The following is a 16030-nucleotide window of genomic DNA, read 5'->3' as shown; positions in this document are numbered from 1 at the left end:
ACAGAGCCTAAAACTGGCACGCATCTTAGGGTGTCATGAGCTAAATAACGTAGTTCTCGTAGAACTTAGTCTGGTCAACTAGAGCCTGTTTTTACAAGCTCCCGCTATAGTTCGATAGAACTTAGCGGTGAGTTGTTGACTACCATTGCCAGCGCACCAACTTTCTTAAACACGCCAAGCATAGCCATTCCAGCCGCCATCTATAGCTTAATTATGTTCGCAACAAGTGCCGTCTTCGCTGGGTTAGCGCGACGTTGATAAGCAAGAGGAGGCGATTGAAATCGCTGCTACACAAACAAAGTCCGCCTGCGCGGACTGGGTGATAACGGGGGTAGCGTTCCCCGGATTTGGTATAAAGCGGCAACAAAGGAAGCCTACAACCGTACCCATAGGATCGGTGTAGGAGGACGTCACAGCTTCTTGAAGTATCTGGCAACTGGGAATAGCTCGAAACCTACCTTTTCATAGGTGTGACGGGCTGGGGCATGACCAGGATCGCCTCCAGTTTCAACCATAGCAATAGACATCCCAGCATCTTTCATCCAAGCCAGAGCAAATTCTATCAAAGCACTACCAATGCCGTGACCTTGAAAGTCTGGATCGACAGCAACCATGTAGATTTCACCCATGCTGTCCTCTGAGTGTAGTTTCACAGCTACAAAGCCCACAGTAGAATCGGCATCGATAGCAACCCATACATTCGTATCTTCCGCAGCACAGACATCCTCGACAGCTTTTTGCTGACTCACACGCCAATGATTGGGATAGAATGCCTGGTACACATCAGCGTTCATCACGTTCTGAATCGAATCAAAGACCGGAGTCCATGCCCGAAGCGAAAGACGAATAATAGCATCCAGGTGGCGAGGGTCGTATGGTTCAATTACAACCCATTACGTTAGGTATAACAAGAGGGAATATCAAACCGTGTCTATCTGGATTATTCGTCATGCTGAAAGTTGCTCTAATGCTGGGTCGCCAACCATCGGACCGCATGATAATGGCTTGAGTGAATTGGGCTACCGACAATCAAAATGTATTCCAACCGCCATTAAACAGTCTCCAGACTTGATTGTGACTTCACCTTATCTCAGAACACAACTCACTGCTCAACCATTGATTGAACAATTTCCACATACACCCATTGAGGTTTGGCAAATTCAGGAATTTACCTATCTAAGCCTACCGCTCGACCAACCAACCACACCTTTGATTCGCAAACCTCTGAGCAAAGCTTACTGGGATCGCTACGACCCTGAATATGTGGATGGAGCCAACGCTGAATCGTTGGTTCAACTGATGGAACGAGTCCGAACTGCCCTGAACCAGTTGCAACAACAATCCGGTTTTGTGGTTGTCTTTTCACATGGATTCTTTATCAAAGCAATGCTGTGGCAGATTTTGGCTAACCCAACGGTAATTGATGCCGTTGCCATGCATCGGCTTTTGGGATTTTCGCGAGGATTTCGAGTACCGAATGCGTCAATTTTGCAGATGAAATTTGACTCAGGTGGGATAGCTCACTGGAGTTCCTTCATCACCAATCATCTGCCGCCGGAGCTAGAATCGGCAACACCCGATGCAACAGTGGCAAGTGATGCAGGCGATCAACCTTCATGACCTATCTTTTAGGGGGGAAAGTAACCAAAGTGTTACCAAATGCCAAATAGATAACTTTGTCTAATTGTTAGCCTGCTTCGGCACAAGAAAATTAGTCTAAACTCTGGTCGGCAGACTCGGCTACTTTCTCTTTCTCCTTCAACTTTCGGTCAATCTCATTAACGAAGCTTTCAATTCTACAGACTACTTCATCAACAATCGCCTCATCAATAACAATTTCTTTTCTCTCTTTAGTTTTACCGTTTCTGTGTACTAAATCGTGCCTGGTTATTATATATTTTTGAATTATGGAGAAATCAGGGAATGAAATATCAAGCGTTGATTTATACATATTGCTTACTTCGTTGCTTCCAGAGGTACAAGGCAGCATACATCACACCCCTTGGCGTAGCCATGTCAGAGCAAAAAGTCCAGAAGAAAAAAATGGCGACGATTCGCGAGATCTACGATCGCATTCTCTGGGATGCACGTCTAGACCGCAGCGCCTTTGCCATTGGCTATATCGAGCGCAGGTCTGAAGAAGGTATTCGTGAAAAACCCTTTGCCTCTTGGTCAACGGATGGAGACATCCCCATGCATCGCATCCGCTATATCCGCTGCGGGGAGGAAATCGTTTGGGATCGCGACCAGCACTTGGATCTGTTCTCAGCCGGACGACTGCCCAATGCTGCCTTTCTAACGCATCCACAAGAGGAGACACATTGCCGCAGGCTTTAGCGAAGCCATGCCGCAGGCTTTGCATCTTGCTCGCTACCCATTCCCAATTTAAATGCATGACAGCTTAACTCTGCTCCCTCTGCTCCACCTGCTCTCTTCCCCCACCACAAGACTTATTCAGCAGACCCTAAATATTTTGCCCACTTATGCCTGAATCTCAAAATTATTCAGATAAGCAATCGGATCACTCGGATCAAATTGGCGTTGATCAATAAAAACGGTGGCGGGTTCTACTTTCATCGGATCACTCGGTAGCTCAATCTTTAATGTCTCCGCCACCTCTGTATAAACGTCTAACGGATAAATTTTCTCTAAGATTTCATCAGCATCCTTGGGATAATCTTGTTGCTCAATTTGACCCCAACGAATCATCTGAGTCAGCAACCACATCCCATGAGAACGCCAGGGATAATTGACTGGATTTGGCTTCTCTGGATCATCGCTATTGTCACCATAAAACTGATAAAAATTAGGAATCGTTTCCAGCCGTTCCTGGTTGTCAAACCCACCATAACTATAGTTGCCCAATAAAGCAGGTTCGATATAGTCCTGATCCGTATCCAAATACCTGCTTTGGGCAATAATTTGGGCAATTTCGCGGCGATTTTTGGCTTGTTCGCAAAACTGGCAGGCTTCTAGAATCGCCGCCACTAAAGCCCTAGCGGTTGCGGGATGTTCGTCCACCCAAGCTTGCATCGTGGCTAGCACATTTCCCGGATGTCCCGTCCAAATATTCTGCGAGGTATTGGCAATAAATCCATTTCCCTGTAAAACTGTCTGCTGGTTCCACGGTTCACTGCTGCTATAGGCATCCATCACCCCGGCTTGAATTTTATAGATCATTTGGGAGGGAGCAATCTCCATAAATTCAACTTCACTTTCCGGATTAATCCCCATCGCGGCTAACCAATAGCGGCTAATGTAATAATCCATCGAAGCATTTGACTCAGTAGCAAAGATTGGCGGTTCCTCGAATTTGCGAACATATTGGCGATAGGAATCGGCAAACTCCTGAAAGGTGAAATATTCAATCGCTGGTCGAATTCCCGCGTCCCAGGCTTTGGGAGATAAGGTAATGCTACTGCCATGGAGATTGAGTACCATCAGGGCAACCATGGGGGCGGATTCGGAGCCTAATTGTGCCATCATTGGCATTCCATACAAGGCTTGAGCCGCATCTAACTGATAGTCGAGTAAGCCATCCTGAATTTGCTGCCAATTCTCTTGCTTACTCAGGCTGACATTAAGTCCATAGCGAGCAAAAAAGCCTAATTCTTGGGCGATAACCAGGGGCGCACTTTCGGTAATCGGGATAATACCGAGGTTGAGGTACGTTTTTTCGAGTTTGCCAAAGTCAACCTCTGAGACGGAGGAGGATTCAGATGAGTTATTCTTTCCGGAAGTGGACAGATTCCCCGAGTTACAAGCTGCAAAGGCTAATCCTGTACTTGCCAGACTGGTGTATTTGAGAAAATGGCGGCGCTTCATGTTCTTGTATCCTCACCCAATTATATATCTGACAATGAATTTACCGCGTAAGGGGGACAAGGAGATGGGGAAGATGGGGAGATGGGGAGATGGGGAAGCTGGGGGAGCTGGGGAAGATGGGGAAGATGGGGGAGAAAAATTCAATCTTGAACGTCAATAATAGCAAAATCCTTGTAGTGCGTTTAGCGAAGCCATGCCGCAGGCTTTGCATCTTGCTCGCTACATGGAGCATCTTGTTCGCTATGAATACCCAATTTAGATGCATGACAGCTTATCCGAACAATCAGGTATCGACTACCATTTTACTAATTGGTTGACCTGTCCAAACGATAACCGATAAAAGTTGGCTGCGGGGTTCAGCCTTAAATCCCCCAACCACGGGTTTAATTTCCAGGAAAAAAATTTCCCAGCAGGCGGGTTCCATAACCCACTGTACCGGGGTGTTTGGCAAATGTGTGCCGAATCGTTGGACTGATGATCCATAAATCGGGCGAATCGTTGAAGGACAAAACAATATATCAATAACGTTAGGGTTGAACCCATATTTACCCGCAAAATAGGTAACATCTTCCCATTGATAAATTAACTTGTCGTTAGCTCCTAAATAGTCATCATTTTCTGAACAATTTGCTCCAAGTAACCACACTAATCTAGAGCATATCACTTCTACACGCAGGCGATCGCTCCTAAGTAGGTTAACTTCTTCAGGCAGCAAGATGGCGTCAGATTTAGGCGACCAAATCTGGACGGAGGTATTGCCATCAATTGACACCTCTCTCAAGGTGAGATGGGGTGGATATCCGGCAGGATAAGCAGGCGCGATCGCCAGTTCCTCCGGAATGAATCGATTAATCATATTAACTACTGCAATGTCTGCCACTCAATCGAAGAGTGCTATACCTTGCAGTTTCGTATATTTAGGCATGAAATTAGGATAATTTATGCATTTTTAGAATGAAATTAATTCTTTTTCTGCATAAATTATCCTAAAATTGGCAATTATAGCAGTAGACACATCGATTAGGACTTTCGGCACCATTGTAGAGACGCGCCATGGCGCGTCTGGAACATAAATGATGTGTCCTAACCGCTATGGCGGTTGCTATATCTCAAAAACCGTCACGGTTTAGGTAAGTTTATCCACATCCCCAGCCTGTCGTCTGCAAATGAAAACTATTCGGGTTTAATGCGTCTTGATCAAAGCTTGCGGCTTGAATCAATGCTTGGAAAATGGAAAAATGTCTGGAATCTGGGAGGGAGAGTTCCGGATGCCATTGCAGCGCGATCGCAAAAGGATGCTGTTTATGTTCTAATGCTTCAATTAAGCCATCTTCGGCTTTGGCGACAATCTGCCAACCATAAGGTATTGTACGCACGGTTTGATGATGCCAAGAGACAACAGTAAGTTCCTCCTTTCCCATAATTTGAGAGAGTTGGCTATCGGCATAAATCCGCACCGTATGCTGACTCGGTTTAAGCATTTCCTCGCGATGCAGGATAGCTTCCCCAAATTCCTCTGGCAGATGGGGGACTAAATCTCCCCCACTAGCTACCATCAGCACTTCTAAGCCGCGACAAATCCCTAAAACAGGCTTGTGTTTCGCCAATGCTAGTTTTGCGAGTGCCAATTCAGCCTGATCTCGTTCCGGATCAGTGCCATAAATTGTCGGATGAGGGGAACCATTGTAGAAATCGGGATCAATATCACCCCCACCTGTAAAAATTAACCCATCCAACTGGTTCAGCAAAACGGCAGGATCAGATTGAACAGGCGGAAGCAAAATGGGTATCCCTCCGGCAGACTGGACTGCCTGAGTATAACCCGCCGGGGAATAAAAATTTCCCGTTGGCTTATAGTTATAGGTGGTAATTCCAATGATTGGCGGTGTCATCGGCTTTAGATTCATCAAGGAAAGCGTCGATAAGGGTTTTCTGATTTAGCTTATACAATTTTTACGGAATAAATTGATAGAATCACTGCATTCTCAGCGATGAATTTCAGCTACAGGGAAAAAAATGAGCAAGGGAAAGCATCAACCCCAAACGGCTACGCTGTTAATCTCCTGTCCTGATCAACCGGGATTAGTTGCCAAGTTTGCCAATTTTATTTATGCTAACGGCGGTAACATCATTCATGCAGACCAGCACACAGACTTTGACAGGGAACATCCCGTTTTGGACAAAGCATTACCTAAAGTAACGCAATGGCAAGGGTTTCAGCCCCATTTAAAGAGCCAACGTGCCAAATTGGGATGCTCCCCTTTGACACCGGGCTATTTCTCACCCGCATTGAGTGGCAGCTAGACAATTTTAACCTACCACGGGAGTTGATTGACCCAGCATTTGCGGCAATTGCCCAACCCCTAGAGGCAAAATGGCAGCTTCATTTATTCACTTTGGCAGATGCAGATGTTTTCTATTCCTAAAGTCTAATGGCAAATAGATTGAGATAAATTAATATGAACGGTAATTGATTGAAACAGTAATCACTGATTATTACTCAATTAATTTTTTTAACAGTATGCTGGTATCAATTAATGAGTCTTGTGTAATTCTTTATCGGTTTAATTCAATGAGTATTAATGGCGATTTAACGGATTTTTTTTTGGATGAAATCATTAAATATTTACAGATAAGCCATAAAACAGGCTTACTAATGTTGGTATACAAAACCAATCATTTTTTTTTGCTAAATAAAGGGTGTTTAGTCGCGGCGAGTCACCGCACTGATGGATTAGGATTGTACTCTCTAATTCTAGAAGTTTCTTTAGTTAAAGAAACTACTCTTAAACGAGTCATAGATAGTGCATACAATAATTCTTTGCCATTAGGAATTTTTCTGCATGAAAATGGTTTTTTGTCGGTAAAAACATTAAAAATGTTGTTTGAGGTTCAGGTAATCCGAGAGTTACATATAATTGAGCATGAGGCGAAAATTGGCTTCAGCTTCGACCAATGTGCAACAATTCCAAATATGGAGTTAACCGGATTAAAATTGCCATTGGATTATCTACTTTGTCCTAATTTATATTGGACAGAATCTACACAGAATGATGTCTCAAGACAGCCACAAAAAAAAATCATAGCGATGGCTTATGATTAAAAGTTACCTATCCAGAGCCAGTTCAGCAAAATGTTCTGTTCTCGGTGAGAGTATTGTGTAATGGCTTAATATAGCAGTAGACACATTGATTAGGACAAAGGCACCATTGTAGAGACGCGCCATGGCGCGTCTCTACATAAATGATGTGTCCTAACCGCTATGGCGGTTGCTATATCATGTCAAGTTGAGGTAGAAATAAGGTAGAGTGCTGCCTTTTTAGAGTAGACGGGTAAACGGATCAGGATTCAGCCTCCATCCAGCCTTTAATGGTTTCAATGGGAATATTGACGGCAGGAAATAGTGACTTTAATGCCTCAATACCACCTGCTTTTAACGCACTTTGTAGTCGCTGCTTAAAGGTTGAATTGCGTTTTATTTCTTGGTTAATGGCTTCGATAACAACACTTTGTCTTTCAGATTCAGTTAAGGTTGGGTTAGAGTTTTTCAGTTGTGCTAATAATTGCTGAATCTCGGCGGCGGCTTCAGTAAGTGTTTGTCTTTGTTCGGCGGGGTAGTTGTTTTGACTACCAATATTATCGCCGACGATATTTCCAGTAACAGTCCCCGTGATGCCATTAAAAGTAGCACCTTGGAAATTATTGGTAGGGTTGTTTGACATAGTTTTGAGGATTTGAATGATTGTTTCTAGACTATCTATCAAGGGATCACCAGACTGATCCGGAACCGATAGTGGAGATTCAGCTACAGATTGGTTGTAAAATTGATAACGGTCTTGAATAGCGTATATTACATCAAGTATATCAGGCGTGCGATCGCAGGTTGTTTTTGCTAACATTTTAGACAAGTCAGGTAATAGTTCCGATCCGCCGATTTCTTGTAATACCTTAGCCGCATCCCAACGAATAAATTTATTGTCATTCAATAAGGCTTGCCGTAACGCCTTAATTGCCTCTGTCGTGCCGATTTTACCCAAGGCTTCAGCCACGATGCTAGATACAGAAACAGATTGATCCTGCCAAACATCAACTAAAGCAGAAACAGCTTCCGGTGCGCCAATGATTCCTAATGCCTCAGCCACTCTACAACGAACAAAAGACTCTTCATCGTGTAACGCATGAATTAATGCGGTAACAGCCTCTGAATCAGCAATAGTTTCTAAGGCTTTAGCCGCACGGGAACGAACAGAACTCTCTTTATCTTGTAAGGCTTCAATTAATTCTGGAATAGCGGATTTACAGCCAATATTCCCCAATACATTAACAACAGAACAGCGTACAGAATGCTTGGGATGAGATAAGGCTTCGATAAGAATCTTAATCGTTTCTTCAGAACCAATAGTTCCTAACGCTTCAGCCGCATATTCATGGATACAATAATTATCGCTAAATAACGCCTGTTTCAATACCGCGATCGCGTCTGATGTACCAATCTCTTTTAATACCTCAGTAATCCTCTGGGATAGACATCCTGCTAAGTCGCGATCGCGCAATGCATCACTCAGGGCTGGAATCGTTGCGGCTGTACCAATATCCACTAATCCTTCAAGCGCCCGCATAGGAATTGAGTCGTTTGGATGGAACAATGCTTGATGTAATCCAGGAATTGTGGCTTCAGTACCTATACTTAATAACCTATTAATGGCTTGATACGCGATCTCATCATCAAAATTTGCTAAAATCTGACATAGCACTGGAATAAGTGCTTCATTCGACTTTTTTACTAAGGCTAAAGCAGCACGAAAACGAACTGATTCTTGTTCATGTTCTAATGCTTGTGTCAGTACCTCAATTGCGAGTTTCGTATCAATTTTAGCTAATGCATACACTGCATTATAACTCAAATCACTTTCACCATATAACAAAGCTTTCTGGAGTAAATTAATGGCAGATTCTGTACCAATCTTTGCCAAAGCTTCGACGGCACACCAATGAATCGAGCTATCCTGACTGAACAAAACCTCACCTAATAGTTCAATTGCCGATTCTGTGCCACTATCTCCTAATAATTCGACCACATATTGACTACAATATTTATCGAAAGCCAGTTGACGCAATTGTGCAATCGCTTTCTCTGTACCAATTGTTCCCAAAACCTTGACTACAGTCCAACGAATCCCTTTATCTTGAGCAGTTAACGCTGGTTCCAGTGCATCAATCGCCGATTCTGATCCAATTTTACCCAACCCATTAACGGCACTCCACCGGATATAATAGTCTTCACTTGATAAGCCAGGAATTAGCGCTTCAATTGCCAATTCTGATCGGGTTATTCCCAACAAATGTGTTTTTAGCGCTTCCGGAACATTTAATTGAGTTACTAAACCCACAGTCTTTTCTTGAAATTCGGGTTTAACCGCCCCAGCGAATCTTGCACCTAACTGCCAATCTACCTCTAGCGCTAATCTAACCATACGCACCGCCTGCGCTTTATTGTCAACTAATGCCAACATTAACGCCAACGGTTCTGTCCATTTCAAATAATTTAAATAGTCTTGTTTTAATTGATTATCATTGAGTTCGAGAATCTTTTGCCACGATAGCAGATACTCAGCCGCATAGTATTCTTGAATCAGTTGATGAGAAAATTCTACGTTCGTAGTAGGCACTTTAGTGCCAGAAGCGCTAAAGCGCTCATTACTAACAAGGTTTGTAGTAGGCACTTCAGTGCCAGAAGCGCTAAAGCGCTCACTACTAACAAGGTTTGTAGTAGGCACTTTAGTGCCAGAAGCGCTAAAGCGCTCACTACTAACAAGGTTTGTAGTAGGCACTTTAGTGCCAGAAGCGCTAAAGCGCTCACTACGAACAATTAAATGGTGTTTGAGTAAGTCCTCTAAGCAACGGATTGCCAAATCATCTGGATACTTTACCTTTTCTTGTAAAAAATCAGTAAAAATACTCTCAACATCTCGACGAGAAATACTTAACCGAAAATCGGTCAGCTTTTCTCCCTGCATCATTTCAAATGCTAGCTTTTCCAGTAATTTAGACCACCAGCGCCGAGACTCATCGCTAATCGGAGCATCTTCTTTATAACCGCGTTCATATAACTGTGTAAACTGACGCAATGTTTCGGCTAGGCTAGAGGGAATATGCCCGGTTTTCTGAACGAGGAAAGACAGCATTTCCATTACAAACGGCGTCTGACCCAATTCTCGCCAGTGATTGGATAACTGTTGTAATGGTTGTTTATTTTGCCCTATCATAGAATAGTGAATAAATTGTTTTATTTGTAACGGATTCAGGGGTTCGATTTCTAAGTGATCACGAATACCTAAGTCCCAGCCTTCGCCCAAATTACGGGTTGTAAAAATCATAGGTAGATGCGAATACTTCTGGCGAAATGCTTTTAAATCTCGTCGGGCTGAGTGGCTAGGCAACTCATTTAACCCATCTAACAGCAGAAATAATCGCCGATTACGTAGCAGATTTTTGATATCCGAAATTTCCAGTAGCAACTCGTGGATTTCTAAGAAATCTTGAATCAGATATAATACCCCTGAATGATGAGTTTCTGATGGTTTAAACTGTCGTAACTGTACCAATACAGGAATCGGATTCTGGGGGTGAGAAAGGGCTTGTTTGGCTTGTTCTACCAAAAACTGAATTAATGCCGTCGATTTCCCTGAACCGGGCTGCCCAACTAACAGGACATGGTTTGCCGCATATTGACGTAATCCGGTTAAAATGGGCAACGTCTCTGGTGTTTCGTTTCCTTCCTGTGGCGGCGGTTTGAGGCGCTGTACCGTTAAATTAAACTGAAAGGGCGATCGCGGGTTTCCTGATGCATCCTGTTGCTCATATATCGTATCCGTCAGTTTGTCAAGCTTCCACCACTGTTCATAGAGATCGCAAATCGATCGCAGGTAGTCAGTAAACTCGATAGAGTAGTCTTGAACCATGGCAATGCGGTAATCTAGGCAATGCGATCGCTCTTCAACAGACAGAGGCGATCAGATTACTAATTCTCTGGTGGTGGTTTGGATCAGGACTTTTGAGGTGACGGACTCTGGATGAAGGATGACAAATCTGTAACCAAGGACAGATGACAAACAACGAATGATATAAGACATAAGACGAATGACAAATACCTGTAAAATTTCCATACGGGATTAGACAGAAAGGATAATCATGCGAATTTTGATCATGGGTGGTACTCGCTTCATCGGAGTCTACTTAACCAAAATCTTGGTTGAACAAGGACATGAGGTGGTACTGTTCAACCGAGGCAATAAACCAGCGCCTGTCGAAGGGGTACAACAGATTCATGGCGATCGCAAAGACGCGACTCAACTCAAGGAAAAGCTGTCGGGAGAAGCGTTTGATGCCATTTTTGATAATAATGGGCGGGAACTCAGTGATACTCAACCCCTAGTCGAGATATTTAAAGACAAAGTACAGCATTTTGTCTATATGAGTTCGGCGGGAGTCTATTTACAATCTGACCAAATGCCCCATGTTGAAGGTGATCCTGTTGATCCGAAAAGCCGTCACAAAGGTAAACATGAGACGGAAGCTTACCTACAAGCCCAAGGGATTCCCTTTACCGCGATTCGCCCAACCTATATCTATGGACCTCAAAACTACAACGACTTAGAAGCCTGGTTCTTTGACCGTATCGTTCGCGATCGCCCGATCCTAATTCCCAGTAGTGGTCTATATATCACACAACTGGGACATTGTAAAGATTTAGCCCGTGCTATGTCTCTGGTACTAGGGAACCAGCAAGCGATTGGACAAGTTTATAATGTATCCGGCGATCGTTATGTCACCTTTGACGGCTTGGCAAACGCCTGTATTGTCGCGGCGGGCAAATCCCCCAAGGATTTCGATCTGTTACATTACAATCCCAAAAAATTTGATTTTGGCAAGCGCAAAGCGTTCCCCCTGCGAACCCAACACTTTTTTGCTGATGTCCAGAAAGCCAAGACTCAACTCAAATGGGAACCGGAATATGACTTGATATCGGGACTTAAGGACTCATTCCAAAATGATTACCTAGCATCTGGACGTCATGAAGCGGAGGTGGATTTCTCCTTAGATGACCAAATATTAGCCGCGAGTTGAGGTAAAAGGTAAATTCCGCCAGAAATTAGGGTGAGGACAACCGATAACCAAAATAGGACAAGGGATGGCATCTCCCACACCTGCGGAAGTGGTGCAATTAATAGGGCAACTGCTGTAATTTGAGTTACGGTTTTGAGTTTGCCCCAAATATTTGCGCCACTAATTTCCTGGGTCAAATTGGGGTTCACTCGCCAACCCGCGATCGCTAATTCCCGCCCTAAAATCAGAAACACGCCCCAAGCGGGAACTTGACCCAATTCGATTAAGGCTAAAAGGGGGGCTAAGACTAATAATTTATCCACTAACGGGTCAAGAAATTTTCCTAAATCCGTAACTTGATCCAGTTTTCGCGCCAGATAGCCGTCTAACCAATCCGTACCTGCGGCGATGAGAAAGATTGCCAGACAAATCCAGCGCGTCTGATCCGTGGGATCATGCAGTCCGTATAGAATAAAGGGCAATCCCAGTAATCGAGAAAATGTAATCCATGTGGGTAGTGTCATCAGATTTATGAATCAGGGCGGGTTTTGTTAAATAGTTATCGGTGAGGCGGGCGGGTTTTGTTCAACAGTTATCGGTGAGGAGGGCGGGTTTTGTTCAACAGTTATCGGTGAGGAGGGCGGGTTTTGTTCAACAGTTATCGGTGAGGAGGGCGGGTTTTGTTCAACAGTTATCGGTGAGGCGGGCGGGTTTTGTTCAACAGTTATCGGTGAGGCGGGCGGGTTTTGTTCAACAGTTATCGGTGAGGAGGGCGGGTTTTGTTCAACAGTTATCGGTGAGGAGGTGAATTTAGTCCCTAAACCCGCCCCTACAATTGCTGGATGTTGTTTAAATATTAAGGATTGAAAAATGACAAAGAATTTTTTCGGGTATAGGAAATTAAATTGAGATACACAGTGGCTTAACAGGCTCCTTGCTTCTTCAGGACTACAGCAATAGTTTTCAGGATGAGCTTGAAATCATAGACAAGAGACCACTTGCGCTGATAAGTCAGATCCATTGACACAATATCCTCAAAATCAATCACACTAGAACGACCATTAACTTGCCATTCTCCAGTCATTCCCGGCTTAGTTCTCAATCGTTGCCAATGATGCGGCTTGTAGTGTTGTACTTCATTCAGGGTGGGCGGACGAGTCCCGACTAAGCTCATCTCACCGTTAAGCACGTTCCAAAATTGAGGCAATTCATCTAAACTGGTGCGTCGCAAAAACCGACCTACACGAGTGATGCGAGGGTCGTTGGTATTTTTAAAGATATGACCTTTTGCCTGATTTTGCACCAAATGTTGCCTGCGATCAGCGTCTACCACCATTGAACGAAATTTCAAGATGCGAAAGGGTTTTCCTCGTAAACCACAGCGAAGTTGACGATAGAAGATAGTACCGGGATTGTCAATCTGGATGGCGATCACAATTGGTATGGCAAGAATTGCCGTCAGGATCAAGCCAACCACAGCTCCCAGAATATCAATGAGACGTTTAATTTTGCAGGTTGCCGACCGATGCGGCACAATTAACCCAGCGGAACGTGTGAGAACGAGGGACTCACCCGCCAATGATGTGGAACAGTTTGATGTGGTAAACACAGTGTCAACTCAGTTGTATTACAAGTTGTAATTTGTAAGTTTTTTAGCCGATTATCATACTCTATATTATTGATATTTTGGCTAAAAAAAATAGTCCGTTGGATACACTTCACGAATTCTTTACAATTCTATAGCAACTGAATGCAGTTTTTATGAAGATATGATGAAGATTATGAATTGGGATTAACAATGATTACGCAATTTGGCAGTTTCTAATCAAAGCTGAAAGCGCGATCTAGGGTCTAAGTAATGACTTGACCTTTGGCATCTATCCTAAGATGTAGATTATATTGCAATAGTGAAGAGTCTGATCTACCCATTGCAAGCAAGCTGAATAAGTATTGGGGTGATGATAGGGAATAGGGAACAGAGAACGGTTGTAGTGCGAGCGTCTCGCTCGCTATTTTGTCAGGGTTTTTATCTATGTTTCATAAGAAGACGCTATATGCAACGTCTCTAAAGTATGTTGATAGCTTTTATTTATAGAAATGATGAAAATTAATAATTAAAGGCTCATCAAACGTTTGAGATAGACTGGATACAATCAGTTTAAGGTATTGACGTAGACGCTCGTGTTGTTGGAAATTGGGACGATAAAGCCGATCGCCTACGGGTGAAAACAGTTTAGCATCAGCTAGATCCCCATAAGGAAAATCTTGGGGAGAAGCGACAGAGAACCGCTGTAGGCGATCGCGAGTTGGGATCAATCCTGACGGTAACTCACCGTCCAAAAACCCCAGCAACCGTTCATCACAGGCGACTGTGTTGAGACCTTGACGTTCTAAGCGTTGCTTAATTTCTGCCAGAGTGTAATCCCGAATCTCTGATTCCTTTTCTGTCGGGGGAAACGCCTTAAGCAGTTCTAATAGCAGAAAGTAGTCACTATATTGCTGCTGAAAGCGATTAAAGACATGGGGATACAGGGATAACCTCGCCAGTCCAGTAGCGACCCAAGGCGGGGACGATACAGTATCCTGGATCAGTGCAGCGTTAGGTAGTTTGTCCTGAAGCCACTGCTTCACCCTGTTTGACTTAGCGCTTCCTCCCGTACAGATAGCTTGACTGATCGCCTGTTGGGAAAGTCCTGCTTGAATCAGCAATCGGTTAACCTGTTGGTTGAGTTGCTCAATAAACGGTGTGATAACGGCAGTATTAAAGTCTTTTTGCTGCACCCTCCATCGATAGGCACCCAATTCTAGGGTAAATTCGGTTTTGTGTGGCAAAATCAGCTTCAAATATTCAGCCGCTTTCAGTAGCGCCTGTCCTAACACCGAATGCTGTAACTCGAATAAAGCGCGATCGCGTCGTTTGGGGTCAGGTTGACCGGGTAAGGGGGGTTCTAAATCCTGGCTAAGATTCAGTTGTGCTAATTGCGCCTCAGACATCTGCGGGTAGAGTAACTGCCATATAATATCTTGATCAATAGCCTGACCTGCGTAAGACCAACTTTGAAGTTTAAAATCGGCGTAGGTTAATTGGCGGGGATTGTAAGGCAAATCCACTAATGCCAATTCCGTGGTGGTTGCGCCACTATCGATCACCAGAGTCCAGCCACGTCCAAGTGGGGTAGATTCAGGCGTTAAGGGGGGAGAGGCGGGTTCAGGCGTGGGAAAAGCGGCTAAGAGGGACGCGATCGCATCTTCTAAGAAGACAATTTGTTGAGAGTCCTTGACTAACTTGGCAGCCAATACCGCTTCCCGAACATTAATCTGGTAGGTATCGCCCCAATCGGCTGGATAACTGACAATGACGCCTGCGAGTTGTGCCAAAGCGTCTGCCAGTAATTCGGATTCTAGACCCATCGCCCCTACCTGCAATGACACCTTGGTGCGAACCGTCTCTGGGGTTAAAGTGGCTAACATTGCCTGTAAGGATCGTCGCACCCAATAGAGAGGAACCTGTCCATCGGGTAACGCTAACATTGGTTCCCACTGACGACGTTCTGGGGAATAGTAAGGAATTGCCAACGGTAAATAGGGTTTAACCGTGGACACCGTTATTCCTGGTGCTTTTACCACGATAGGACTCGTGGAGGTTTGTGTCGGTAAGCGAAATACGCGATCGCCTGAATCATGATTGGTGGTTGACGATTCCTGTTGCCAATATAAAGGGTAGTGCTGACCTGTGTTTTTGTTCAACACCACAGCCGACAGCCCCGTGGTGCCGAAATCAATTCCTAAGTACCAGAGAGGATTATTGGTATCCACTAGCCAATTTGATGATCAAGTCACATTACCTACCTATAGGGGCACGGCAGTGTCCACCCGTGTCAACTACAGGCGAGAAAACCAATGCTGGCAAGATTTTAAGCTGTGTCTATCTACTTCTCGACATTTCCCCCTCATCCCCTAACCCCTTCTCCCGACCCCCCTCGTTCCCCCCTACCCCCCTCGTTCCCCCCTACAAGAGGGGGGAGGACAGAGGATGCTTCGCTTTTTTGGCAGGGGGGATGACAGAGGATACTTCGTTTTTGTTGCACGGGAGAAGGGG

The 16030-nt window shown here is 44.4% G+C and carries 15 protein-coding genes and 2 pseudogenes; 8 read left to right on the top strand and 9 right to left on the bottom strand.

The features are described from left to right. Positions 1 to 410 precede the first annotated feature (410 nt). Positions 411 to 884, bottom strand: coding sequence for a GNAT family N-acetyltransferase (locus tag RH949_RS14635; protein ID WP_446354066.1), 474 nt, complete (start codon positions 882 to 884; stop codon positions 411 to 413). A gap of 43 nt (positions 885 to 927) precedes the next feature. Between RH949_RS14635 and RH949_RS14630 the strand changes: the two genes are divergently transcribed. Next, positions 928 to 1620, top strand: a complete 693-nt coding sequence (locus RH949_RS14630; protein WP_446354062.1) for a histidine phosphatase family protein — start codon at positions 928 to 930, stop codon at positions 1618 to 1620. A gap of 91 nt (positions 1621 to 1711) precedes the next feature. On the opposite strand, the gene RH949_RS14625 is transcribed toward RH949_RS14630, so the two are convergent. Then, on the bottom strand, positions 1712 to 1951 hold the full coding sequence (locus RH949_RS14625) for a hypothetical protein (protein ID WP_446354060.1): 240 nt from the start codon (positions 1949 to 1951) through the stop codon (positions 1712 to 1714). Between the two features lie 62 nt (positions 1952 to 2013). On the opposite strand from RH949_RS14625, the gene RH949_RS14620 reads away from it, so the two are divergent. Then, positions 2014 to 2337: a DUF504 domain-containing protein gene (locus tag RH949_RS14620; protein ID WP_044207938.1), complete on the top strand. Its 324-nt coding sequence runs from the start codon at positions 2014 to 2016 to the stop codon at positions 2335 to 2337. Between the two features lie 144 nt (positions 2338 to 2481). Here RH949_RS14620 and RH949_RS14615 read toward each other — a convergent pair whose 3' ends face one another. Next, complete coding sequence (locus tag RH949_RS14615; RefSeq protein WP_006102056.1) at positions 2482 to 3825, bottom strand: CmpA/NrtA family ABC transporter substrate-binding protein; 1344 nt, start codon at positions 3823 to 3825, stop codon at positions 2482 to 2484. Between RH949_RS14615 and RH949_RS14610 the strand changes: the two genes are divergently transcribed. Then, positions 3824 to 3985: a hypothetical protein gene (locus RH949_RS14610; protein WP_446354057.1), complete on the top strand. Its 162-nt coding sequence runs from the start codon at positions 3824 to 3826 to the stop codon at positions 3983 to 3985. The two genes, RH949_RS14615 and RH949_RS14610, sit on opposite strands and share 2 nt — an antisense overlap. A 123-nt stretch (positions 3986 to 4108) precedes the next feature. Here RH949_RS14610 and RH949_RS14605 read toward each other — a convergent pair whose 3' ends face one another. Further along, positions 4109 to 4681, bottom strand: coding sequence for a hypothetical protein (locus RH949_RS14605; protein ID WP_446354055.1), 573 nt, complete (start codon positions 4679 to 4681; stop codon positions 4109 to 4111). A gap of 280 nt (positions 4682 to 4961) precedes the next feature. Next, positions 4962 to 5732, bottom strand: coding sequence for a gamma-glutamyl-gamma-aminobutyrate hydrolase family protein (locus RH949_RS14600; protein WP_446354053.1), 771 nt, complete (start codon positions 5730 to 5732; stop codon positions 4962 to 4964). A gap of 109 nt (positions 5733 to 5841) precedes the next feature. Here RH949_RS14600 and RH949_RS14595 point away from each other — a divergent pair. From RH949_RS14595 to RH949_RS14585, 3 genes and pseudogenes are all read left to right on the top strand, one after another. After that, positions 5842 to 5982, top strand: a pseudogene (locus tag RH949_RS14595) (ACT domain-containing protein); the annotation flags it as partial. Positions 5983 to 6092: 110 nt separating this feature from the next. Next, positions 6093 to 6212: pseudogene (locus tag RH949_RS14590) on the top strand (formyltetrahydrofolate deformylase); the annotation flags it as partial. A 185-nt stretch (positions 6213 to 6397) separates the two neighbouring features. Next, entirely contained in the window at positions 6398 to 6928 is a 531-nt protein-coding gene (locus tag RH949_RS14585; protein ID WP_446354051.1) for a DUF4388 domain-containing protein, read from the top strand. Positions 6929 to 7166: 238 nt separating this feature from the next. Here RH949_RS14585 and RH949_RS14580 read toward each other — a convergent pair whose 3' ends face one another. Beyond that, the gene (locus RH949_RS14580) at positions 7167 to 10787 is read right to left on the bottom strand and encodes a HEAT repeat domain-containing protein (protein WP_446354049.1); all 3621 of its coding nucleotides are present in this window, start codon (positions 10785 to 10787) and stop codon (positions 7167 to 7169) included. 229 nt (positions 10788 to 11016) lie between these two features. Between RH949_RS14580 and RH949_RS14575 the strand changes: the two genes are divergently transcribed. Then, complete coding sequence (locus RH949_RS14575; RefSeq protein WP_446354047.1) at positions 11017 to 11952, top strand: NAD-dependent epimerase/dehydratase family protein; 936 nt, start codon at positions 11017 to 11019, stop codon at positions 11950 to 11952. Here the strand turns inward: RH949_RS14575 and pgsA are convergent. Beyond that, the gene (gene pgsA, locus RH949_RS14570; RefSeq protein ID WP_044207931.1) at positions 11898 to 12455 is read right to left on the bottom strand and encodes a CDP-diacylglycerol--glycerol-3-phosphate 3-phosphatidyltransferase; all 558 of its coding nucleotides are present in this window, start codon (positions 12453 to 12455) and stop codon (positions 11898 to 11900) included. The genes RH949_RS14575 and pgsA overlap by 55 nt on opposite strands. 41 nt (positions 12456 to 12496) lie before the next feature. On the opposite strand from pgsA, the gene RH949_RS14565 reads away from it, so the two are divergent. Beyond that, the gene (locus RH949_RS14565; RefSeq protein WP_446354045.1) at positions 12497 to 12739 is read left to right on the top strand and encodes a hypothetical protein; all 243 of its coding nucleotides are present in this window, start codon (positions 12497 to 12499) and stop codon (positions 12737 to 12739) included. A 114-nt stretch (positions 12740 to 12853) separates the two neighbouring features. Here the strand turns inward: RH949_RS14565 and RH949_RS14560 are convergent, their stop codons facing one another. Next, on the bottom strand, positions 12854 to 13510 hold the full coding sequence (locus RH949_RS14560; protein ID WP_446354064.1) for a sugar transferase: 657 nt from the start codon (positions 13508 to 13510) through the stop codon (positions 12854 to 12856). 506 nt (positions 13511 to 14016) lie between these two features. After that, positions 14017 to 15747 carry a hypothetical protein gene (locus tag RH949_RS14555; RefSeq protein ID WP_446354043.1) on the bottom strand — a complete coding sequence of 577 codons (1731 nt, stop codon included), beginning with the start codon at positions 15745 to 15747 and terminating at the stop codon, positions 14017 to 14019. Positions 15748 to 16030 lie beyond the last annotated feature (283 nt).

Source organism: Coleofasciculus sp. A1-SPW-01, from assembly GCF_040217205.1.
Taxonomy (GTDB): domain Bacteria; phylum Cyanobacteriota; class Cyanobacteriia; order Cyanobacteriales; family Coleofasciculaceae; genus Coleofasciculus; species Coleofasciculus chthonoplastes_A.
Note: the sequence above shows the minus strand (reverse complement) of the source record. Positions and strands in the feature narration are given on the sequence as shown.